Annotated in this window: 18 protein-coding genes and 1 other annotated feature; of the genes, 14 read left to right on the top strand and 4 right to left on the bottom strand. The window is 24.6% G+C overall.

Features of this window, described 5'->3' with window-relative positions; genetic code table 11:
- Positions 1-327: 327 nt before the first annotated feature.
- The 7 genes from NG904_RS10745 to clpB all read left to right on the top strand — a co-directional run bounded on the left by NG904_RS10745 (position 328) and on the right by clpB (position 8,985).
- Entirely contained in the window at positions 328-1,290 is a 963-nt protein-coding gene (locus tag NG904_RS10745; RefSeq protein ID WP_252231609.1) for a YkvA family protein, read from the top strand.
- Positions 1,291-1,324: 34 nt separating this feature from the next.
- Complete coding sequence (locus NG904_RS10740; protein ID WP_252231608.1) at positions 1,325-2,260, top strand: ribonuclease H family protein; 936 nt, start codon at positions 1,325-1,327, stop codon at positions 2,258-2,260.
- A 142-nt stretch (positions 2,261-2,402) separates the two neighbouring features.
- Positions 2,403-2,579, top strand: a complete 177-nt coding sequence (locus tag NG904_RS10735; RefSeq protein ID WP_252212733.1) for a YtxH domain-containing protein — start codon at positions 2,403-2,405, stop codon at positions 2,577-2,579.
- Positions 2,580-2,856: 277 nt separating this feature from the next.
- Positions 2,857-4,155: a helix-turn-helix domain-containing protein gene (locus NG904_RS10730; protein ID WP_252231607.1), complete on the top strand. Its 1,299-nt coding sequence runs from the start codon at positions 2,857-2,859 to the stop codon at positions 4,153-4,155.
- A 50-nt stretch (positions 4,156-4,205) separates the two neighbouring features.
- Complete coding sequence (locus NG904_RS10725; protein WP_252224691.1) at positions 4,206-5,471, top strand: helix-turn-helix domain-containing protein; 1,266 nt, start codon at positions 4,206-4,208, stop codon at positions 5,469-5,471.
- A 220-nt stretch (positions 5,472-5,691) separates the two neighbouring features.
- Positions 5,692-6,225 carry a DNRLRE domain-containing protein gene (locus NG904_RS10720; RefSeq protein ID WP_252231606.1) on the top strand — a complete coding sequence of 178 codons (534 nt, stop codon included), beginning with the start codon at positions 5,692-5,694 and terminating at the stop codon, positions 6,223-6,225.
- A 153-nt stretch (positions 6,226-6,378) separates the two neighbouring features.
- A complete protein-coding gene (clpB, locus tag NG904_RS10715) occupies positions 6,379-8,985 on the top strand; it encodes an ATP-dependent chaperone ClpB (protein WP_252231605.1) in 2,607 nt (868 codons plus the stop codon).
- A gap of 446 nt (positions 8,986-9,431) precedes the next feature.
- On the opposite strand, the gene NG904_RS10710 is transcribed toward clpB, so the two are convergent.
- From NG904_RS10710 to NG904_RS10700, 3 genes are all read right to left on the bottom strand, one after another.
- Entirely contained in the window at positions 9,432-9,614 is a 183-nt protein-coding gene (locus tag NG904_RS10710; protein WP_012423416.1) for an alpha/beta-type small acid-soluble spore protein, read from the bottom strand.
- A 182-nt stretch (positions 9,615-9,796) separates the two neighbouring features.
- On the bottom strand, positions 9,797-10,765 hold the full coding sequence (locus tag NG904_RS10705; protein WP_252231604.1) for a P1 family peptidase: 969 nt from the start codon (positions 10,763-10,765) through the stop codon (positions 9,797-9,799).
- Positions 10,766-10,979: 214 nt separating this feature from the next.
- Entirely contained in the window at positions 10,980-11,576 is a 597-nt protein-coding gene (locus tag NG904_RS10700) for an ECF transporter S component (RefSeq protein ID WP_252212727.1), read from the bottom strand.
- A 402-nt stretch (positions 11,577-11,978) separates the two neighbouring features.
- Here NG904_RS10700 and NG904_RS10695 point away from each other — a divergent pair, with 402 nt between their 5' ends.
- The 4 genes from NG904_RS10695 to NG904_RS10680 all read left to right on the top strand — a co-directional run bounded on the left by NG904_RS10695 (position 11,979) and on the right by NG904_RS10680 (position 16,117).
- Positions 11,979-12,845, top strand: coding sequence for a tRNA 2-thiocytidine biosynthesis TtcA family protein (locus tag NG904_RS10695; protein ID WP_252212726.1), 867 nt, complete (start codon positions 11,979-11,981; stop codon positions 12,843-12,845).
- A gap of 170 nt (positions 12,846-13,015) precedes the next feature.
- Positions 13,016-13,210 (top strand): DUF4250 domain-containing protein, encoded by a 195-nt coding sequence (locus NG904_RS10690; protein WP_252212725.1) that lies wholly within the window; start codon positions 13,016-13,018, stop codon positions 13,208-13,210.
- Positions 13,211-13,400: 190 nt separating this feature from the next.
- Positions 13,401-15,155, top strand: a complete 1,755-nt coding sequence (locus tag NG904_RS10685) for a putative bifunctional diguanylate cyclase/phosphodiesterase (RefSeq protein WP_252231603.1) — start codon at positions 13,401-13,403, stop codon at positions 15,153-15,155.
- 44 nt (positions 15,156-15,199) lie between these two features.
- Positions 15,200-15,438 (top strand) — a binding site (T-box leader).
- Positions 15,439-15,598: 160 nt separating this feature from the next.
- Positions 15,599-16,117 carry a tryptophan transporter gene (locus NG904_RS10680; protein ID WP_252231602.1) on the top strand — a complete coding sequence of 173 codons (519 nt, stop codon included), beginning with the start codon at positions 15,599-15,601 and terminating at the stop codon, positions 16,115-16,117.
- Positions 16,118-16,208: 91 nt separating this feature from the next.
- Here NG904_RS10680 and NG904_RS10675 read toward each other — a convergent pair whose 3' ends face one another.
- The gene (locus NG904_RS10675; RefSeq protein ID WP_252231601.1) at positions 16,209-16,925 is read right to left on the bottom strand and encodes a polysaccharide deacetylase family protein; all 717 of its coding nucleotides are present in this window, start codon (positions 16,923-16,925) and stop codon (positions 16,209-16,211) included.
- Positions 16,926-17,260: 335 nt separating this feature from the next.
- On the opposite strand from NG904_RS10675, the gene NG904_RS10670 reads away from it, so the two are divergent.
- The 3 genes from NG904_RS10670 (at position 17,261) to dut (ending at position 24,016) form a co-directional block, all read left to right on the top strand.
- Positions 17,261-22,573, top strand: coding sequence for a diguanylate cyclase (locus NG904_RS10670; RefSeq protein ID WP_252231599.1), 5,313 nt, complete (start codon positions 17,261-17,263; stop codon positions 22,571-22,573).
- 123 nt (positions 22,574-22,696) lie between these two features.
- Positions 22,697-23,437, top strand: coding sequence for a prealbumin-like fold domain-containing protein (locus NG904_RS10665; RefSeq protein ID WP_252231597.1), 741 nt, complete (start codon positions 22,697-22,699; stop codon positions 23,435-23,437).
- A 138-nt stretch (positions 23,438-23,575) separates the two neighbouring features.
- Positions 23,576-24,016, top strand: a complete 441-nt coding sequence (gene dut, locus NG904_RS10660; protein ID WP_252231595.1) for a dUTP diphosphatase — start codon at positions 23,576-23,578, stop codon at positions 24,014-24,016.
- The last annotated feature ends 33 nt before the right edge of the window (positions 24,017-24,049 follow it).

Genomic DNA, 24,049 nt, shown 5'->3' with positions numbered 1-24,049 from the left:
AGTCCAATTACAATGCCACTTTGCCTATTGCATATATCAACACTCTGCTAAAACATAGCCAATTATTAAAATTTAATAAGAAAGTGGAAGGTTAATGTATTTAATATTTTATTTACATTAACTTTTTTATTTTAGAAGTAGTATTCAATATAATAAAATTAATAAATATATTAAGTGAAAAATATAATTTATATAAATTATTATTACCACATAGATAAATAAGATATTATTTAACTTATTGTCTAAATATAGTATAATTCTAATAATACATGAAAATAAAATTGTATATGTAAGTTTAAAAGAATATTCTTAAAAGGAGAATATATTATGAAGATATCTAATATTAAAGTAAAATTACTAGGTGAGGATTTACTTAGTATTATAAATGACTTTGTAAAGATCGAAGGATTGTATATAAATAAAATTAATATATCTAATGGAATCATAGTAGAAGGAAATTTTAAAAAGGGAATTAATGTAGAATTTTCTTTAAAAGTTGAAATACTTGAATTAATAGATGGAAGAGTTATATGTAAATTGGCTAACTTAAAGGTAATGAATTTAGGTCTTTTTAGAATGTTTAGAAGCTTTATTTTGAAAAAATTAATTAAAGATTTCAATGATAAAGGAATAAGTACAGAAAAGGATAAAATATCAATAGATATAAAAAAGATATTATATGATATTCCATTTGTTGACTTTGCTTTAAATGAAGTATTTGTAAAGGATAAAGAAATTTGGGTTAATTTGGAAGGGGTTAATATTTCTTTAAAAGGGAACTTAATTAAAGAAAAAATCACAGAAGAAATTGAAGAAAATGATTTAGAAAATTCTGATGAATTGATTATTGTTAATAAGATTAAAGATAATTATTCGTTAGGGAGAGAAATAATAGAAGATAAGTTACCGGAAAAAACCAAAAAGTTTAAAGAATATATATTCCTTTTACCAGATATTATATCTTTAATATATAGATTGTTAAAAGATGATAGAGTTTCAATAAAAACTAAATTAATATTATCATCTTCTATTGCATATATTGCATTACCAACGGATATAATACCAAACAATATACCATTTATAGGAGCGATAGATGATATTGGAGTAGCATTCTTTGCACTAAACAATATTATAAATGATGTCCCTATGAATGTGATTATAGAAAATTGGGAGGGTAATAATGAGATAATTAAAGTTCTAAAAAGCGGTTTAGAATATTTGATAAACTTTACAGGTGCTAAAAATGTTGAAAAATTATGTTTAGTAATAACTGAATTAACAACATTATAATATTAAAAGTTTAATTTGTGGAAGGAATAGAATAGTGGGAAAAAAAGTTTATGCTATAAAAGAGGGCTTTGATTTTAAAAACAATCAAAAAGTAGAAGATAAAATAGTTTATACTTGGGCGGAATGCTTAAGATATGTTAAAGGTGTAAAAAATGCTAAATATAAAAGTTTTACAGATATATCTGAAGCAAAAGAATTTTTAAATAATAGAAACAATTTAATAAGTAAGTTAGATGGAAATTACCCTGATGATTGCTTACATATATATGTTGATGGTAGCTATAATATTTGCACATCACAATATTCTTATGGGGTAGTTGCAGTTAAAGATAATATTGTAGAGTATATTGATAGTGGAATTGGAGAAAGTGATCCTAGTAATAATATAAGACAGATAGCAGGTGAATTAAAGGGTGCTATAAAAGGGGTAGAGTATGCTTTAAGTTGTGGAGAAAATAAGGTGGTTATTTTTCATGATTATGCAGGAATTTGTTATCATGCAACAGGTGCATGGGAAAGAAAAGAAGCATCATCTAAGGAATATTACAAAAGAATGCAGGAATTAATGAATAGTGGTATAGAAGTTATATTTGTTAAAGTAGATAGCCATACTGGAGATTTTTTCAATGAACTTGCTGATGAAAAATGTAAAGAAGCTTTGGCTATAAAGTCTGATAACGTTGTTGAAAAGTGGATTAAAAATAATGTGGTAAAAGTTATAAATAGAGAATTGAAATCAAATATAGAAGGATTAATATCAAACTATTTTGAAAATGTAGTAGTTATTAATGATGAGAGTAGTATTAATGATTACAAAAGTGAAGTTAATGTTATAGAAGACAGATTTGAGAATATTTTTAATGAATATAAAATTAATAATATTAAAGGGAAAAAACTAATTTCTAAATTGTTAAGTAAACAAAAAGAAGAAATGATTTTATACTTGTTAGAAAATAAATGTAAATTATAAAATAAACCAATAATTTCTTGGAGTAAATTTTAAAAAAATACATAACTTATTTATAGAACAATTAATATAATAAAATGGCTATGTTTTAAATATATAAACATTATACTAAAACATAGCAAAAAAAATGTAAGAGGTGTTTATTATGGGAAAATTTACTAAAGGAATTGTTGCAGGAGCATTAATTAGTACAGCTGTAGGAATGGCATTTATGCCTAATTTAGATCGCAGAACTCAAAAGAAAATGAGAAGAGTTGGAACAAAAATGAGAAATATGGCTGAAGATACATATGATAATATGATGAATTGTTGTATGAAATAAAAATATGTTTATCAAAAAGACAAGAAAAAAATAAATGTTTTTTCTTGTCTTTTTATTTTGGTAACATATTTTACAATGAAATTTTCAAATATTATTTATATTATTAAAAGTTAAATAAAAAAATATATTAAATATAATGTAATTACATCAATATTGCATAAAAATGTAAAAGATACATAAATAATAGAAAAATAATAATAATTTGGTGTAGTTTATTGTGATTTTATGGTATAATTATTAATATAATAATTCTTGGTATAGAAAAGAGTTGAAAAATGTGGAAATCCTGTCATTGGGTGAAAAAATAAAGACGAGACGAAAAGAATTAAATATGACATTAAAAGATTTAGCAAAGAATAGGATAACTCCTGGTCAAATAAGTTTAATTGAATCAGGAAGATCAAATCCATCAATGGATTTGCTTGAATACTTAGCAGCAACATTAAATATAAGTATTGAACATCTTATGGAGTCGGAAGAAAGTCAAGCCGAAAAAATAAGCATCTATTATGAACAAGTTGCAGAATCTTATATATTATTAGAAATTTATGACATTGCACAAAAATACATAGAAAATGCTTTATATTATTCAGAAAAATATAATTTAGAATATAGAAAAGCAAGATTATTATTTATAACAGCACAAATATATGTTTATAAAAAAGATTTTCAAATGGCACAAAAGTTTTTCTTATCTTCTAATGTTATATTTATTAAAAATAATAATTATGAAGAAATAATTAAAACGTTTTTAAACTTAGCCAAAATAACAATAAATTTAAGAGCATATCATTCTGCTAGTAGTTATTTAAGACAAGCAGAAAAAGTATATTTAGATAATAACATAGAAGATGACTTTTTATTAGGAGAAATATACTATAATATGGCACGAACTTATTTTAATATAGAAGATTTAGATAAAGCATTAGAATATTCAAATGTTGCCAAGAAGAAATTAGAAAGAACTTATAGTGATAAAGGTTATGCCAAAACACTGCTTGTTTTAGCTGAAGAATTCAATAAACGAGGAGATTTATTGAAAGCTACTGCATATTCTAAAAAAGCATTAGAAGTCTATAGAAAAATAGAACACAAAAAGAGTGTAGTAGAAATTGAACATAACTTAGGTAAATTATTTTATGAATTAGATAATTTAGAAGAGTCGTTTAAGCATTATGAAGTATCTAAAAAGGTAATTAATCAAAATGAATTTGAAAATGAAGTAGATGTTTTAATAGACATATGTAAATCACATCTAAAACTTAAAAATATAGAAGAATGCAGAAAAATAGTAGAACAAATGGATAAAGTTATAGACCCAAATGATTTTAGTAGATTAATAGAATGTAAATTAATACAATATATAATTTTTAATATATCAGAAGAATATGAAAATGCTGAAAAAATGATCATGGAAGCATATGCTAAAGCTAAAGAAAGCAAAGATTTATTAAAAGCAGGCGAAATAGCTATGAAAATAGGTAAGCATTTTATGGATAAAAAAGATGAAAATAGAGCAAGTAATTATTTAAATGAAGGAATTAAATTTTTTGAAGAGTTAGAATTAATAAAATAAAATTAATTCATATTATATAATGAATCAATAAATATAAATGGGTGATGTAAGTGGAAATATTATCTACAGGGGAAAAAATAAAAAGGGCTAGAATTTTTAAAGGTATTACATTAAAAGACTTATGTGGAACTAAAATTTCAATTTCTAAAATGAGCTGTATAGAAAATGGAAAAGTTAAGGCTGATAAAGAACTATTAGAATATATATCAGAGAAAATAGGAATTGAACTAAATTATTTAATACAAGATGTATATGATCAAATATTAAATAACTTAGAATTAATAAAAAAGACATTGTCTTCGGATTCAGAGTGTGAAAATAAGCTGAAATATAATTTAGAATATGCTTTGAAATATAAATATAATGATTTAGCTTTTGAATTAATACATATACTATTTACTTATTATGTTGAACAAAGTAAAGTTGAAAATATTCAATTAATAGTTTCTCAATATTATGATTTGTATCAAAAAAATAATAATGTTGAAAATACATTAGTATATTTTAAAGATATGGCTAGATACTTATATGAAAATAAAGAGTATTTAGAATCAATAGCTTATTATAATAAATTAAGAGAAATTTTAAATCAAGAAAATAAAAAAATAGATCGGGAAGAGTACTGCTTAATCTTATATAATGAAGCTATTTGTTATCAAAGATTAAATAAATATGAAGAAGCATATGAACTTTTATCAATAGTAATTAAAGATATTGATAAAATAAATAGTGACTTAAATAAGGGAAAAATATATCATGCATATGCGACTTTGTGTATTAAGTTAAATAAAGATTATGCTGAAGACTTTAAAATTAAAGCTTTTGAATATCAAAAGCATAATCCTATAAATTTAGCATTATCTAGAGGTGATTATGGTAAATATTATTTTCAAATAAATGATAGAGAGAAAGCCATAAAAGAAATAGAAGAAGGAATAAAGACATTCCCACATCATAATAAAGAAAAATATGTAGAGTTTTTAAATTCTTGTACTAAAATTTTAGTAAAGAATTCAGAATTTGAAATTGCATCTAAAATAGCAGATGAATCTTTAAATATTGCAATTTCTACTGATAATATATCTTTATTAAAGAAATCATATTATTTAAAGGGTACAATACTTCAGAAATTAGGAGATTATGTACAAGCTGAAAAATATATGAATATAGCATTAGATGCTTTATTTAAATCAGGTACTAAAGAAGAACGTAAGGAAAGATATATAGATATGGGAAATATGTATTATAAACTAGGATCTGTATCTGATTCGTTAAAATATTTTAATTTAGCTTTTTTTGTGGATAAAAGAATATAAAAAAATTAAGGGGTATCTTTCACTGCCGTTAAATATTAAGCTAAATTTAACACACTATGAATACTAAATTTATAGATAAAATTATGTCTTTATAACACACTTATGTTAAATAACATAAATGTGTTATTTTTACATATATAATAATTTTGATAATGTGAATTAAAAGTTAAATATCTTCATAGATATAGATTAAGAAAGATAATTTTAAAGGAGCGGTTTAATGAAATTTATTTCTGTTTACCCTTCATCTATATCTGTGATTAGTAGAAGATTTAATGAAGAAAATTTTTATGAAAATAAGTATTTACCAGTAGGAAATGTAGTAGGAACTGATGGTAACGTTTTTAGGACACTAATGATGTTTGATATAAAGGATAAAATATTAAACACCTATAAGATAAAATCTGCAACATTAAATTTATGTGTAGAAAAAAATATATATAATTTTAGACAGGTTTCTGGAAATAAAGTTTTCTTAAATAATAATACTGAAGAATATAATCCTTTAGCAGTTAATTGGAATAACGCACCTAGTTATGAATACACAGATAATTTCTTAATTATTGAAGGAAATAAAGATGAGCATTTTCTAAGTGTAGATGTTTCTGAAATGGTAAACAAGTGGTTTAATTATTATGAAGAAAATTTTGGATTAACATTAACAGGAATGGAAGATGTAGAGAATTGTATAAGTATATTTTCTTATTCCAGAAATAGAAATAAGCCTTATTTATCATTGGAAGTTGAGGCGTAAAAAAGATAATGTCATTAAAAAAGTTCTATTAAAAATCCAATTTAATAGAACTTTTTTTATTTTTTAAATATACTTTGACTTTCTTTGACCTTTGTATTATTATATATTTAAAGAAGAAAATATATAGTGAAAATAAATAGGGAGGCAAGAAGAATGAATATAGAAAAAATGACATTAAGAGTACAACAAGCTTTAAGTGATGCCAATATTATAGCAGTTAAATATAATCACCAACAAATAGATGTAATTCATGTTTTTTCTGCTCTGGTTAATCAAGAAGATGGTTTAGTACCTAATATTTTTACTAAGATGGGTATTCAAGTAAAATCTTTAAAAGATAATTTAAATAAAATAATTGATTCAATGCCTAAAGTTTTAGGTGAAGGTGCATCAAATTCGGGAGTATATATCACAAGAAAAGTAGATGAAATTTTAATTAAAGCAGAAGAAATATCAAAAAAATTCGAAGATTCTTATATAAGTGTTGAACATTTAATGTTATCTATAATGGATATTGATAAAAATGGAGAAGTGGCTAAATTATTAAATAAATATAACATTACTAAGGATAAATTTTTAAAAGTTTTATCAGAAGTTAGAGGAAGTCAAAGAGTTGATACTCAAGACCCAGAGGGAACTTATGATGCATTAGCTAAATATGGAACTAATTTAGTAGAGTTAGCTAAAAAGCATAAATTAGATCCTGTTATAGGTAGAGATGAAGAAATAAGAAGAGCTATAAGAATTCTATCAAGAAGAACAAAAAATAATCCTGTTCTTATAGGTGAACCAGGTGTGGGTAAAACAGCAATAGTTGAAGGGCTAGCTGAAAGAATAGTTAGAGGTGATGTACCAGAGGGTCTAAAAGAAAAGATCATATTTTCTTTAGATATGGGATCATTAATAGCAGGGGCCAAATATAGAGGTGAATTTGAAGAAAGATTAAAAGCTGTTTTAAAGGAAGTTCAAAATAGTGAAGGTAGAATAATTTTATTTATAGATGAAATTCATACTATTGTTGGTGCAGGTAAAACTGATGGAGCTATGGATGCAGGTAACTTAATTAAGCCATTACTTGCAAGAGGAGAACTTCATTGTATAGGTGCAACAACATTTGATGAATATAGACAATATATTGAAAAAGATAAAGCTCTAGAAAGAAGATTTCAACCAGTAATAATAGAAGAACCTACGGTTGAAGACACAATTTCAATATTAAGGGGATTAAAAGAAAGGTTTGAAATACATCATGGTATAAGAATACATGATTCGGCAATAGTATCAGCTGCAAAATTATCAGATAGATATATTCAAGATAGATATTTACCAGATAAAGCAATTGATTTGATTGATGAAGCAGGTGCCATGATAAGATCAGAAATAGATTCCCTGCCAACAGAGTTAGATGTAATAAGAAGAAAAATATTTAAACTTGAAATTGAAAAAGAAGCATTATCAAAAGAAAAAGATGAAGGGTCTAAAAATAGATTAGCAGATTTAGAAAAAGAATTAGCTGGATTAAAAGAAGAAAATGATGAGATGACAGCTAAATATGAAAAAGAAAAAGCGCATATAGTTGTTTTAAAAAATATTAAAGAAGAACTAGATGAAGCTAGAGGAGAATTAGAAGCTGCTCAAAGAAATTATGAATACAACAAGGTAGCTGAAATTCAATACAGTAAAATTCCTGCATTAGAAGAAAAGCTTAAAAATGTAGAATTAGAAGTTAAAGAAAATTATGAAGGTGCTCTTTTAAAAGAAGAAGTTACAGAAGAGGAAGTTTCACAAATTTTATCTAAATGGACTGGAATACCTGTAAGTAATATTCTTGAAGGTGAAAGAGAAAAACTTTTAAGATTAGAAGACCAGATGAGCAAAAGAGTAATAGGTCAAGACGAAGCTATTGAGTCTGTTACAAATGCAATTCTTAGAGCTAGAGCAGGGCTTAAAGATATTAATAGACCAATAGGATCATTTATCTTTTTAGGACCAACAGGAGTAGGTAAAACAGAACTTGCAAAAACTTTAGCTAGAAATTTATTTGATTCAGAAGAAAATATTATTCGTATCGATATGTCAGAATACATGGAAAAACATTCAGTATCAAGATTAGTTGGAGCGCCTCCAGGATATGTAGGTTATGATGAAGGCGGACAACTAACAGAAGCAGTAAGAAGAAATCCATATAGTGTAGTACTTTTTGATGAAATAGAAAAAGCACATGATGATGTATTTAATATATTCCTTCAAATTTTAGATGATGGTAGATTAACTGATAATAAAGGAAAAACAGTAGATTTTAAAAATACTATAATTATAATGACTTCTAATATAGGTAGTAATTATTTATTGGAGAATAAAAGTGAGGATTATATTGAACCAAATATAAAAGAAGATGTAATAAATCAATTGAAATTAAGATTTAAGCCAGAATTTTTAAATAGAGTTGACGATATAATTATGTTTAAACCATTATCAGAAAGTGGAATAAAGAAAATAATAGATATATTCTTAGATGAGGTTAAAAATAGATTAAAAGATAAGAATATAGAATTAGAAGTTACTGATTCAGCTAAATCAATTATGGTTAAAGAAGGCTATGATCCAATATACGGGGCAAGACCTCTTAAGAGATATATTCAAAATACTTTGGAAAATAGTCTTGCAAGAATGATAATTAAAGGAGATTTGATTTATGGATCTAAAGTAATAGTTGATGGAGACAATGAAGAAATAATATTGAAACCTGTAAATAATTAAGTTTTATTTATTAAAGAGGCTATTTAAAATAGCCTCTTTGTTTAATATAAAAATTTGTTAAGTTATTAAAAATATTTTAATAATATAATTTAAGATGTTAGAATTTCTTGTTTAAATTATATTTACAAACTTTATAATGGGCTCTGTTTTAAACAAGTGTTGATATGTGCAATAGGTAAAAGTTCAATTACCTGTCCACTTTTACTTATGCATATATCAACACTCTGCTAAAATTAAAACACAACCTCATAATAAAATGTAAAAGGAGATAGAATACTCCTTTTATGTTTAATAAATTATTTTATATATGATTTATTTTAAATGAGAATTTGTTTTATCTGAAAAATTTCAGTTTTTCATAATTCTATGTTTAAAATGAAAAGTCATATATTAATTTATTAATATTAGAGTATATCTATCTCCTCTTTTGGTACACAGTCAGAATACTATTTTATGCCAGATTCGTATTGTTGTACCATTCTCTTAACCATTTCTCCACCAACGCTTCCACATTGCTTAGAAGAAAGGTTACCATTGTAATCAGTAAATGGAACACCCATTTCATTTGCTACTTCATTTTTGAATTTTGCTAACCCGTTTTTTGCTTCTGGTACTAATGAATTTGCCATAATATATTCCTCCTTTAATCTAATTATAAAATAATTTTATTTGCTAAGCTTTTCTGCTTTGCAGTATTATTTTGTGCCATATCAAAAAATATACTCTATGTAATGAGAGGAATATTAGTAAAAATTAATTATAAAATCCAAAAAACTACATACGTTAATAAAATTCGATAATAATGTTAAATTTATCTATTTATATCTTGAAAACTAGGTACTCCAAATAATGATTTTGCAGATTTGACACCTCTTAGAATAGCTTCTTGCATTACTTTAGCACCTATCATTCCAACAGTAGTAACATCAGAGTTAACTTTATTTGTTGCCATTGTAAATATTGTATCTCCATCAAACATAGTGTGAGCTGGATACATTGTTCTAGCATAGCCATTGTGAGCCATAGAAGCGACTTTATTTGCTTCTGCTTTAGTAAAGTTTGCATTAGTAACAATTATTCCAATAGTGGTATTCCCTTTAAATGGATTAATAGGATTATATAAGCTAGACAATAATAAATTTTCTGTATTTAAAAATTTATTATTTTTGCGATCATATGCACCAGAAATTATATTTAAATTTTGTGGATCAATTACGTCACCAAGACAATTGACAGCTACAATTGCACCAACTTCTAAAGGTCCAATTTTAACAGCATATGTACCTAGACCACCTTTCATTGAAAAATCTGGTCCTAAAAATTTTCCTACAGTTGCACCAAATCCAGCACCTATATTACCGTTTATATCATCGTAGTATTCTTCTGAATTTAAGCAAGCTTTAATTCCCATTTCTTTATTTGGACGTACTTTAGAATCACCAAATGCTAAATCAAATAAAACTGCTTGACACACTATTGGAACTTTAGCAACAGTTACATCAAAGCCAATATTTTTATTTTCTAAATATTCCATTACACCACTAGAAGCATCCAGACCAAAAGCACTTCCACCAGATAGCACAACAGCATGAATTTTATCTACCATTTCCATTGGATTTAATAAATCGGTTTCTCTTGTACCAGGTGAACCGCCACGAACATCAACTCCACCAGTTGCACCATTTTCACAGATTACAACAGAACACCCAGTTCCACCTTCTTTATTTTCAGAATGTCCTAGCTTTATACCATCTATATCACAAAATTTAATTTCTTTCATAAAAAATACCTCCTCTAGATTTTAATTACATGTGCAGCTTTACTTATGCATATGCCGCACCATTATTCCTTCACTGCGTTTGGAAAGGGTGCATGGCTAAAAAAATCCACGGCTCTAAAGTCGCCTTGGCGATTTTGTTCTAATAAACAAAAAAACAATGATAGTAAAAAGATATAGTTATTTTACACCATTGTTTTTTTATTTAATATTGAAATTAATTATTCCTATTTATTTTTAATATTGTCATTATTACTGGAACTGAAATCAAAGCACTTACAATAGCTTCTATAGAACCATTAAGTGTAATAACACTACCAATTCCTATAGTAGCAGCTTGTCTACTAATTCCTAATGCATGAGCGTATTTTTCTAAATAAATAATATATGTTAAGCCCATAACACCAATTGTATTAGTTAGCGTTCCTAGTATAGCAGCAGTACCAATACTAATACTTTTATTTTTAATTTTATTTTTTAAGAATGTATAAACATAGTATGATACTATCCCAATTAGAACTCTAGGTAATATTGCAATTATAGGATTCCAAAATATAAATGATGTTGGCATTGGAGCTGTAAACGCTTGGTACATTGAAAATAATCCAAACACTCCACCAACTAAAGCACCAACAACAGGTCCTTCAATAATTGCACCTATGATAACAGGTATATGCATGATAGTAGCTTTAACAGGTGGTATTGGAATAAATCCTAATCCTGTTAAGCCTAAAAAAATAGAGATAGCAGATAGCATACCTACCATAGCCATTTTTCTAGTTGAAAATTTTGTTTTTACATTAATTCTTTCCATAAAATGCCTCCGTTCTTATTCCCATATTTAATAAGGATATAATTCAGAAAAATTTAATTATTAGTTTTTCTGTTCAGTTTCTTTATTAAGAATACCGACAATGTAATTTTATCATGTTTCCAAAAATATTCAATAAGAAATTGTTAAAAATTTATCTAAGTTTAAACTTTTACATAAAAATTAAAAGGTTATTAAGAAAATAAGCATCAAAATTAGTATAGTTTCATCCTAATAATGCAAAAATTATACTAATTGTAGTAATTTTCATTGTTAATTAAATAATGAATAATGTTAAAAATTTGTTGATTAATTAGTCGATAATTATAAAGGTTTGTAAAAATAATTATTTTTAAATTTATATAAATGATGTTATAATTACTATGAAAAAATGAGGTGTATATTATGAATAGTATAGCAGGTAAAGGTTGTCCGACTATTATACCGGATGAAGAAAAAAAGCCATTAAAAGATATTGAAAGAAGTATAGTAAAAACATATAGAAAACATGTTTGGTCTAAGTTTGTAAAAGCAATTAAGAATTACGAACTTATTCAAGAAGGAGATAAAATTGGAGTAGCCATATCAGGAGGAAAAGATAGTATTCTTATGGCAAAATTATTTCAAGAACTTCAAAAACATGGTCAAATGAATTTTGAAGTAGAATTTATAGCTATGGATCCAGGATATCATCCACATATAAGACAATTGTTATTAGATAACTGTGAATATTTAAATATTCCAATAACTATTTATGAATCAGGAATTTTTGATGTAGTTGATAAAATGGCTAAGGATTACCCATGTTATTTATGTGCTAGAATGAGAAGGGGTTCTCTTTATAATAAAGCTCAAGAGCTTGGATGCAATAAGTTAGCATTAGGACATCATTATAATGATGTTATAGAAACAACTTTATTAAATATATTATATGGTGGTAATTTTAAAACAATGCTACCAAAGCTTAAATCAGCAAATTTTGAAAATTTAGAATTAATAAGACCAATGTATTATATTGAAGAAGAATACATAAAGAAATTTATTAAAAGTACTGGAATTGCTCCGTTAAATTGTGCATGCATGGTAGCAGCAGAAAGAACAGGCAATAAGAGATATGAAATAAAGGATCTAATTGCACAATTAAAACAAAATTTTGATGGTGTAGATAAGTCTATATTTAAATCTGCTGAAAATGTTAGTATGGATTCAATACTAGGATGGCAAAAAGGAAATAAAAAATATTCATTTTTAGATGTATATGATGAAGAATAAATAGAGGTTGTCTTAATTTTGACAACCTTTTTAATATAGGATCTGTTTTAGCAGGGTGTTGACATATGCATAAGTAAAGTGGGCGGAGTAATTGAAAGTAATTATATAAAATAATAGAATAAAAAGTATATTATAAATAAAAATAAAATATCTATAAAGGAATGATGAAGATGAATAGAGAAGATGTAATAAGTATGGATGCTAATTTATTGGTTAGTATTATGAATATGAAATTAAGAGATAATTATGATTCATTACAATCACTTTGTTATGATTTGGATTTAAAAGAAGAAGATATAGTACATAGATGTAAAAGTATCGGATATGAATATAATAAATTACATAATCAATTTAAAGCATTTTAGTTAAAAATTAGGTATAATAAAATAAAAAGAGTAGGAGGAAAGAATAATGAACTTAAAAAAATACGGAAAAATTATGGGTGTTCTTGCAGCTACTACAGCTTTAGTTTTATCTTTAGTAAATGATAAAAAAGACAGCAGGGCAGATGATGACAAGTAATTAAAATAATTATTTGATGAGGGAATGTTAATTATGAATATAGAAAAATTAAATTTTAATTACAAGGATTTATTTAATCACTTAGATATTAATGGAATAACTATGTTCTGGAATCCATTAAAGGATGAATTGACATTTGACTATAAAATAGTTGATTTTTTAGAGGATTATGAAATAGACAATAAGAAAATTAATCAATTTTTAAATTATATATATCTAGAAGATTTAAATAAAATAAAAGATATATTCAAAGAAGACTTAAAAAAAATTTATGATTCTAAAAAGCATCTAGTAACTCATTATAGAATAAAAAAAAATAATAATATTCTATATTTCATCTTTGTGGGGAAGGTAGTTAAGAAATATGATGGGTATACTTTAATGGGAATACATTATTGTTTTGAAAATTTGGATTCTAATTATTGGATTTCCGAGATAGACCTTTTATATAAAGAATTATCTGAAGAGTATTTCATTAATCAAAAAATAACATCATTAATTGAATGTGATAGAACAACAGAACTTCCTAATTGTTATTATTTTAAACGAACTGTAATGGGATTTTTAAAAGAATGTAAAGAAGAACAAGTTCAATGTGCTATGTTAATGCTTAACTTAGATAATTTTAAATATGTAAACGAATCTTTTGGACATGAATTTGGAGATGTAGCATTAAAAGTAGCTGCTAATAAAATATTATCTTTGGTTTCAGAACGTGATCTAGTATGTAGATATAGTGGAGATACTTTTTTAATATTTATTCCAGACATTATTGATTTAAATGAAGTAAGTATTTTATGTAGAAAAATAGTTAAGTCTTTTGATGAATCTATAATAATAGATGAGAAAGAGGTATATGTTAGTGTGAGTATAGGAGCATCTTTGTATCCATATAATGGTGTAGATTTTGATACACTATTAAAAAATTCAGATGCTGCTATGTATGTAGCAAAAGGAAATGGAAAAAATGAATATAATTTTTTTAATGATAAAATATCACTTGAATTAAATAGAGTATATTCATTACAAAAGGGATTAAGATATGCATTAGATAATAAAGAGATATTTATAGTATTTCAACCTAAGGTTACTTTGGATGATTTTTTAGTACGAAGTTTTGAGGCTTTGGTAAGATGGAATAGTAATGATATGGGAGTTGTTAGTCCAGATGAATTTATACCAATAGCAGAAAATACTAAAATGATTATTCCAATTGGAAGTTTTGTATTAGAAGAAGTTTTTAAAAAGGTAAGAATATTAATAAATGAAGGTTACTTAAATTTTAAGATGGCAGTAAATTTATCAGAAATGCAGCTAAGAGAAGATAGTATTGTATCAGATTTAAAGAAATTTATATATAAATATAGAGTTAATCCTAATTACATTCAAGTGGAAATTACTGAAAGTATGCTAATGAAATCATTTGATAAAAATATAAAAATTCTTAATGAAATTAGAGATTTGGGAATAAGTATAGCATTAGATGATTTTGGAACGGGATATTCATCTCTTAATTATTTAACTAAACTTCCTATAGATGCATTAAAAATAGATAGAACTTTTGTGGTTGACTTAGAAAAGAATTCAAAAAATAAGTGCATAATAGAAAATATTATTAATTTATCACATCAATTAGGAATAGAAGTAATAGCAGAAGGCGTAGAATCAAAACAACAAGTAGATTATTTGAAGGGAATTTCTTGTGATGTGGTACAAGGATACTATTATAGTAAGCCAGAAAGATTTGAAAAAATTAAAAATATGATATGCAAAGAAATTTCTAAATAAAATTGACAAATGTGTAAAAAGGGGATAATATATATATTAATAATACAAATCCTAAGAAGAGGGATAGTAATCAGGTGCTAAGTTTAAGAGAGCTGAAGATGGTGAAATTTCAGTACTAATGCTAATGATGAATGGGCCTTTGAGGAGCAATATGAAATCTTTTAGAGAGTAGTTGAGCCGTAAGTCGCACGTTATAGCGAATGAGATATGTTAGTATCAAAAAAAGAGAGGCATTTTTATTTATGCAATTTAGGTGGCAACGCGGATAATATCCGTCCTATATATATTTATATATAGGACGGTTTTTTTTATTTATTTGAATGTGACTTATAGATACTAGCTACTTAAAAATTAAATTGTATGGGGTGTGGTAGTTATGTTGTGAAAGGAATTGTATTTAAAGACTTTGAATATTAATTGATATAAAAAATGGGGGAATTAAAATGAATACAAAAAGAATGATTACAAATGCAATTTTAATAGCAATAGGAGTAATTTTACATCAACTTACACCAGCACTAGGGTTACCAATGCAACCAGATTTTGCATTAGCTATGTTATTTATAATAATTGTTTATAATAAAGATTATAAAACTACAATAATTTGTGGGCTTATAGTAGGAATATTTACAGCTTTAACTAGTAAAACACCAGGAGGTCAATTGCCTAATATTGCAGATAAATTTATTACATGTAATATTATGTATTTAGTGCTAATTCCTTTAAGAGAAAGGGTTGGAAAGAATATACAAATAATAATATTGTTATCTGTTGGAACTTTAGTGAGCGGAGCAATATTTTTAACAGTATTAATGTTGACAGCGGGTTTACCAGGAGGAGCTTCATTTGGGATACTATTTATGGCAGTAGTATTACCGACAACAGCTTTGAATGCATTTGCTGGATATGTAATGTATAAAATAGTTGCAAGAACTGTATCAACAACTAAAGCGTATGCTTAAATTATAATAAATAAAAAACATCTATATCAATTGAAAAATCAATCAATAATATAGATGTTTTTTATTTTGATTTAGTTAAAATTAAAAATTTCTATTTAATAAGATGATATTCTTCAGGGGTTTCATCTGTAATAGTTTTAAATTCATATCCTTTATCTTTATAATATTTAATCACTTCTGGTAAAGCTTTAACTGAATTTTTACTAATATATCCGCAATGCATTAATAAAACTACTTGCTCTTTATCACTTCTAGAGTTCTTTATAAATGTACTAGGAGCAGCTGAATGGTTAGCACCATCACCACTATCGACATTCCAATCATATATTTTCAAGTTATTTTCATGAAGTAAATCAATCATGGATTTACACAACTTATAACTACTATTGTTACATCCAAATGGAAATCTTAGAATATTAGGTTTTATTCCAACAATAGAATTTATTAATTCTTGAGTTTCTAACATTTCTTTTAAAAAATGTTCATTAGAAGAATATAAATTATTTTTTTTATGAGTCATACTATGCAGACCTAGAGAGTGTCCCTCATCATAAATTCTTTTTACTAAATCTTCTTGACCCTTAATTTGTTCTCCTATTAAAAAAAATGTTGCATGTATTTTTTCTTCCTTTAAAATATCTAGAACATCTTCTGTAACTTTACTGGCTGGTCCATCATCGAAAGTTAAGTATATAACTTTATTAGTTTTCGATTCATCTTCTGCATAAGCTACTTTGCTATTTAAATTAGTTATCAGAATAAATGCTAATAATAAAATAAATAATCTGTTAAATTTGTTAAATTTCATAAAATCACCTTCAATACATATTCACAATAATATTATTTACCTAATATATTAAAAATATTTATATAATATTAAATATATGTTTTTTGTTGAATTGTATTTAGGTAAATGATAAAATTACAGGTATATGGAATATATGTATAAATTTGGTGAGATATATTTGATTTTGCTTATTAGATAAGACTATTTATAGAAGGGAAAGTTCTCATTTTATAAATAGTCTTTTAAGATAAATATAAATAATGTTTATTTCTTATATTCACACATTAAATGAAAAATAAAATTATAAAATTAAATATATAGTTTTATATGTAAAAACAGTAAAGAGGTGAACTTACTTGAAGACTTTAAATAAAAAATATTCTATTAATGGATCTATAGATGTTAATGAAAATTTTTATATATATAAGGTTATCAATATACGTAATAATAAAATATATAATTTATATATTTTTCAAGATAATGTTGAATATGAAAATTGCAGAGAATATTTATTAAGTAAGTTTAAGACAATAAAAAATTTAAACTTTAAAAATGTGGTTAATATATTAGATATAGAAGTAATAAAAAACATAGATGGGATAAATTTAGATAAATTAAACTATGGATATGTAACAGAATATATAGATACGCAAATAGATACTGAAGTTTATTTAAATAAATGTTCATTTAATGAAAAACTAGATATTTTTATGGAATTATGTGCAGCGGTTAATACATTAAATATTAAAGGGTATATATTTGATGACTTAAGCATGAAGGATATAATTATAGTTTCAAATGATGATAATAAAGTAAGCATAAAGATAAAAAATTTATTACAATATGAAATAAGTAAATTTAGAGAAAATAATCTATTAGGAGTGAAATCATTACCTTATCCTTATAACATTGATAAGTTAGAAGATCAATCAAGTCAAAAGGATAATATAAAGGACATATTATATTTGTTTAAAAACTTATTTAATGATGTTGAGTTAAAGAGATATTTTAAAGGAAACAATTCTATAGATAAAATATTATCATTCAATAAAGCTCCTAAAATAACTGATTTTATTAAATGTATAAATAAAAAACTAAATAAGAACTATAGTATATTTATATTTGAAGCATTAGATAAAGTTCAAACAGATTTAGATATAATTGGAATGGAAGATGAGATAAAGAAGATAGAATTAGGATTTAAGCATATATCTGAAAATAAACTTAAATATAAAATAATATGTTTTAAAGGGGAACAAGGCAATGGTAAGACTACAACTTTAAAGGAAATTAAACGAAAGATATCTAGTAAATATATTGGTAATAAGAGAGAAAACTCATACTTAATAATAGATAATATATGTTCTAGCACTAATTTTATTGTTACTATTAAAAATATATACAACAATTTAGATAAATATTTAAAGGATAAATATGGAGCGTATTTAGAAAAATTTATAGATATGCTTTTGGAAGATAAAGTAATTAATGATGAAAATACGCTTAAAATTATCAATAGAGTTTGTACTCTTTTACATGAATATACTTTAAATAATATGTTAATTATTTTAATAGATGATATTGAAAAAACTAGTGAAGTATTTAAATTATTCTTTAAATATATGTGCTTATTAAGAAAGAAATTAGAAAATATAATGATTATAATGTCTACTAATGAAGAAGATTTTGATTGTGAAATGATAGAATATATGAAGTTTATTAGATCACTGCCAAATTATGAAGAAGTTGCAGTAAATTATTTTAATAATTATAATACTAGCAAAATGGTAAAGAATATGTTGAATTATCACAAGAGTATAGGTGAACTTTGTATGAAGATATATTCTGAAACCTTAGGAAAGCCACAATTTATTAGCAAAACCATAGAAGAGTTATATAAAGATGGAATTATATATTTATCTAGAGATGATGGAAGATGGAGAAGCAAGATTGATGTAAATAATATTGTTATTCCTAAGGGAGTAGAAAAAATATTAGAAAATAAAATATTAAATTTAAATAATGAAGAACTTGAAATATTGGAAAGGTTATCAATATTTCAAATGCCATTATCTGAAACTTTGATATTTTCATATGTAATTTTAGATAATAAAAGAAAAAATATATATTATAAATTAAAGAAAAATAGATTCTTAATTGATAAAATAAGTGATTCTGGGGTTAGAGTAGATTTTTATAATGATTTAGTGAAAAAAATAATTTATTCTAAGATGCCTAAAGAAAAAAGTTTAACAATGCATACTGATTCTTGCTATTTTTTAGAAAAAATATTAAAGAATACCCAAGAATATTTGGATGAATATTTAAATCAACTAGAAAAATCTAATCAAAAAGAAAAATTGATAGAATATAGTTTAAAATGTGGAAAAAAGTTTGATGATTATGGAGATACGTTTAAATCTATATATTATTATAAAAAGGCATTAAGCTGTGCGGAATGCAATGAAAAAACAAGAATTGCAATAAGTATTGGAAAGTTAAATGAAAAAGTAGGAAAAGATAAAGAGGCATATAATTATTTCAATAAAGCGAATATAGATGCTATGAATAATGATCAAAAAGAGCTACAAGCGTATGTACTTCTTAGGATGATAATAATAACTTCAAAAGAATACAAGCCTATAGATTTAACTTATCCGTTAAAAGTAGTAAGAAATCTTTTAAATAACATAGATTATTCTAAAGGTGAAGCATATTATTATTATGCACTTGCATTAGTAGCTAAAATAGAGAGCAAAAAAGCTTTATCAGTGAAATATATAGAGAAAGTTTTTGAGATTTGTAAAAATAGCAATATTACAGTAGGGGTATATGCTTGTGCAAAATTATTACTAAGCAGTATATTTATTTCAGAAGGAAAGTATAGTGAAGCTAAAAAGTTATTGAATGAATCTATGAATGTATTTGAAATGGAAAATAATTATGCAGGATTATTAACTACTAAAATAAATTGTGAAGTTATTAATAATGAAATTGGAAAAAATATAGATGATATTTTAAAAAGTCTTATAGATATTAGAAAATTAAGTACTAAATATAAGGTTTATAAAAAAGAAGTTTCAAGTTTAATACACATAGCTAAAATGAACATAGAAATATTCAAATATAATAAAGCTAGTGAAAATTTGCTAATAGCATTAGAAATTGCCAGAGAAAATGGATTGGATAGATATATTCTTAGAATTTGTACTCTACTATGTTGGGTATATTGTAGATTAGGAAAAACAAAATTAGCATCTAATTACTATGAATTAATTTCTGAGTTAAAAAAAGGAATACAAGTATCAGAATTAGATATGCTTACTATTAAATCTACAGAAGCCTTGTATAATTGTAGAATATATAATTTTAAACATGCATTTAAAGAATTAAGTGCAATTAATAAAATAATAAATGATTACAAAGGGACGGAGTTTAGTAAAATAAAGAGCCAATACTACCAATTATGCATTATTAATTGTAAAAATGAAAATGACGTAAAAAGAACTTTTCAATTATTAAAGGATGAATTGATTACTTTAACAAATCCTGTTACTAAAGAAGGAATGTTAATAGGCAGTGTAGTAAGTATATTATTTTTAGGATATAAAGAATTAGCAAGAGAATTATTTCTTAATATAAAAGAATGCCCAAAGGAATATGATAATCAATTAGGATATATTTTTTTAGCATTATACTTATCAAAAGATAATGATTATAATAATTTAATTAAGGATGCTTTAAAAGTAATTAAGTTTAGTAGAAATCAAGAAGTAAAAGCAATGGTATATTGCTCAATAGCTGAAAAATATAAAAGTAAAGGATTTCAAGAGCTGGCAATAAATTATTATTATGAATCTATTAATATATTCATAAATATAATAAATTCATTACCTGAAAAATATAAGATACAATATATTAATAATAGTATGTTTTTAGTTGTTTATAATAAATTTAGAAAAATATTAGTGGAAAACATGGGGATAAAACTAAATTTAAATAAACTAAATTGTATAGATGTTGATTTTAAAATAAATGAATTATTAGATGAATTAAAAATTAGTAAATTGTTATTAAACAAAGAATTTTTTGATATTATGCAAAAGCACTATAGTAATTATTATTGCAATTTTGAAAGTAATATATATGAAATACTAAGTAATTTTTCAAATAATATAGTAAAAAATTTAGAAAATTTATTAAAATATATTGCAAGAATAACACTATCAGATAAGGCATTACTTACAATTGAAAATAATTTTGGAGAAAATGAAGTTATATGTGAATATAGAATAGAAGATAAAAAAGAAATTTTAAAATATTTTTCATTAAAAGTAAATCCTAACAAAGAAATAGTGATTATATCTAATGATTGTAATAATAAAAGTAAAATGAATTACGAAATGCTTAGAGATGGAATTCAAGCATGTATGTATATAAAGTTTAGAAATAAAAGAAAATTTATTACTAACAATGAATGTATTAATGGAAAACTTATTTTAATATCCAATAATGCTATAAATAATATAAATTCTAATTCAAAAATTAAGGTTAAAAATTTAATGCCTTTTGTAATGTTTTTATTAGATCAATATAAGTTAATGATAAGTTCTACATTGGATAAACTTACAGGAGTGTATAATAGAAAATATCTTGAAAAAGCTTTTTGTGATTTGATAGATGACTCTTATTCAAAAGGAAAGGAATTTTCATTAATTATTTTTGATATAGATGATTTTAAAGGAGTAAATGACAGATATGGTCATCAAACAGGAGATGAAGTTTTAATAAAACTAACACAGGAAGTTAAAAAATGCTTATCTAAAGAAGATGTATTTGTAAGATATGGAGGAGAAGAATTTATTATACTTTTACCTGAAAAAAGTGAAGAGGATGCATATTTGTTTTCAGAAGGAATAAGAAATAAAGTTGAGTGTGCTAAGATTTTAGGTGAAAAAAGAAAAGTGACTATTAGTTTAGGAATATCAGTTTATTTAAAACATTCTTCAAATTCAGAAGATTTAATAAAAATGGCGGATCAAGCATTATATACATCTAAAGCTCAAGGAAAAAATAAAACAACTATATGGAATGATAATATAGAAGTATTAAGTAATAATATAAATATATCTAAGGGTATATTACCATTTAAGTATAATAACGATAATAAGTTAGTTCCACTAATAAAAGATATACTTGAATTATTAACCAATAAAAGTAGTAAAGAAGATAAAATATATAAATTTCTTTCAAAGATAATTCAAATAACTGGTTCGGAATTTGCTACAGCATTTATTGTAAAGAATAAGAAAATAGCAAAGATTTATAACGAGAAAATTAAAGAAGATAAAATTAATGAAGATAAAATTAATGAAGATAAAATTAATGAACATAAAATTAATGATAGAGAAAAGCTTAATATGACTTTAATAGAGGAAGCTATTAATAATGCTAAGGGATATTATTTAATTGATTGGGATAACTCATATGTAGATAAATGTTTTGGAATACATGATTGGAAATCACTGTGTATAACACCAATAATATATAATGGAGAAGTAATAGGAATTATATATGTCTCTATTTCAGTGAATAAGAGGGAATATACACAAGAGGACTTATCTTTAATAAATTATTTAGGCCAACTTATGATACCATTGTTTTGTTAGTATAAGAACAATAATTATTTAATAAGTAAATTTCTTAAAATCTAAATATCTGAAGTCATTAGCACATAAAATATTTTTGAATCATATTCTAGTATTGTATAGAAATAAGAAAGGAAAGTTTTTATGGCTAATGATACGAATAACATGCATATAAATTTATCAGCGTCAGGTGAAAAAATAAAGTATTATGAATCTGATGATGATATATGTATATTTGAAATTTCAGATGAAGATCCTGATTTTTCTAATATAGATATGGATTGTGATTTAGTAGAAGAGAAAAATCATGCAGTGAAAGGTAATTACAATTTTACAGGAGATAACGAGGATTTACTAAAAATTAATTATGATTTAACAGAAGATGAAATGGATTCAATAAAAAACAATTATAATTCTCAAGAAAATGATTACGAGTTAACAGAAAACAACAATATTGATAGTAGAAATTTTTCTTATGAAAATTGTGAGTCGGATATACAAAAACATGATACATTAAATGATTCAGAACTTAATGGATTTAGTTATTACAATAATCAATGTCCAAAAGTCAGAGGAGAAATAGTAGTTATATCATCTATAAACTGTGGCGGTAAAAATGAATATTTAGAGGGTGCTAAAATAAATTTGTATAAGCTTAATGGTGTATGTCCAGTATTTATTGAATCTTGTTTAACTAATAAACAAGGAAAAGTAGTATTCGAGAATTTACCAGAAGGATGTTATAGAATAATAGAGATTGTTAATAAAAATTATTTTGAAAAGCCTAAGTATGTTAATTGGAATGAAGTAAATATAAATAGAGAAAATACTAATGCTAAAATTTTAGTTATGAATAATTTAAAAAAGAATTGTAGATATAGATAATTTCTATATTTTAAAAGATTGATAAGATTGTTTAACTTATCAATCTTTTGCTATTTATATAATTATATTTTATAATCATATAAGCAAAGACAATCCGTATAGCTTATGCTACACGAGATATTTTAAGTAGGTGATTATATGGAAAGGTACATATTAAAAATAAAGAAAATTAATGAAAAAGCAATAGTGCCTAATTATGCTCATGAGGGAGATGCAGGATTAGATTTATATTCAGTAGAGAAATTATTATTAGAACCAGGAGAGAGGGGCTTAATTCATACAGGAATACAAATAGAGCTTCCTAAAAATACAGAGGCTCAAATTAGACCAAGAAGTGGATTAGCATTAAAACATGGAATTACTACTTTAAATTCACCAGGAACTATAGATGAAGGCTATAGAGGTGAAATTGGTGTTATTTTAATAAACCATAGCAAAGAAAGTTTTAAAATAGAAGAGGGCATGAAAATTGCTCAAATGGTTATAAAACCTGTACTTAATGTTCAAATAGAAGAAGTTAATGAATTAAGTGATTCTGAAAGAAAAGCAAATGGATTTGGATCTTCAGGATTAAGATAGTATAGTAACTACAGCCTTAGAAGGCTGTAGTTA

This window comes from Clostridium sp. ZBS15 (assembly GCF_023845705.1).
In the GTDB taxonomy this organism is placed as follows: Bacteria; Bacillota; Clostridia; order Clostridiales; family Clostridiaceae; genus Clostridium; species Clostridium aquiflavi.
The sequence above is the reverse complement of the archived record's forward strand: the minus strand, read 5'-3'. Positions and strand labels throughout refer to the sequence as shown.

Coding starts and splice junctions, on each gene's coding strand:
- NG904_RS10690 (WP_252212725.1), top strand. CDS start 13,016: ATGAATAGAGAAGATGTAATAAGTATGGATGCTAATTTATTGGTTAGT.
- NG904_RS10720 (WP_252231606.1), top strand. CDS start 5,692: ATGAAATTTATTTCTGTTTACCCTTCATCTATATCTGTGATTAGTAGA.
- NG904_RS10695 (WP_252212726.1), top strand. CDS start 11,979: ATGAATAGTATAGCAGGTAAAGGTTGTCCGACTATTATACCGGATGAA.
- NG904_RS10710 (WP_012423416.1), bottom strand. CDS start 9,614: ATGGCAAATTCATTAGTACCAGAAGCAAAAAACGGGTTAGCAAAATTC.
- dut (WP_252231595.1), top strand. CDS start 23,576: ATGGAAAGGTACATATTAAAAATAAAGAAAATTAATGAAAAAGCAATA.
- NG904_RS10700 (WP_252212727.1), bottom strand. CDS start 11,576: ATGGAAAGAATTAATGTAAAAACAAAATTTTCAACTAGAAAAATGGCT.
- NG904_RS10680 (WP_252231602.1), top strand. CDS start 15,599: ATGAATACAAAAAGAATGATTACAAATGCAATTTTAATAGCAATAGGA.
- NG904_RS10675 (WP_252231601.1), bottom strand. CDS start 16,925: ATGAAATTTAACAAATTTAACAGATTATTTATTTTATTATTAGCATTT.
- NG904_RS10685 (WP_252231603.1), top strand. CDS start 13,401: ATGAATATAGAAAAATTAAATTTTAATTACAAGGATTTATTTAATCAC.
- NG904_RS10745 (WP_252231609.1), top strand. CDS start 328: ATGAAGATATCTAATATTAAAGTAAAATTACTAGGTGAGGATTTACTT.
- NG904_RS10665 (WP_252231597.1), top strand. CDS start 22,697: ATGGCTAATGATACGAATAACATGCATATAAATTTATCAGCGTCAGGT.
- NG904_RS10705 (WP_252231604.1), bottom strand. CDS start 10,765: ATGAAAGAAATTAAATTTTGTGATATAGATGGTATAAAGCTAGGACAT.
- clpB (WP_252231605.1), top strand. CDS start 6,379: ATGAATATAGAAAAAATGACATTAAGAGTACAACAAGCTTTAAGTGAT.
- NG904_RS10735 (WP_252212733.1), top strand. CDS start 2,403: ATGGGAAAATTTACTAAAGGAATTGTTGCAGGAGCATTAATTAGTACA.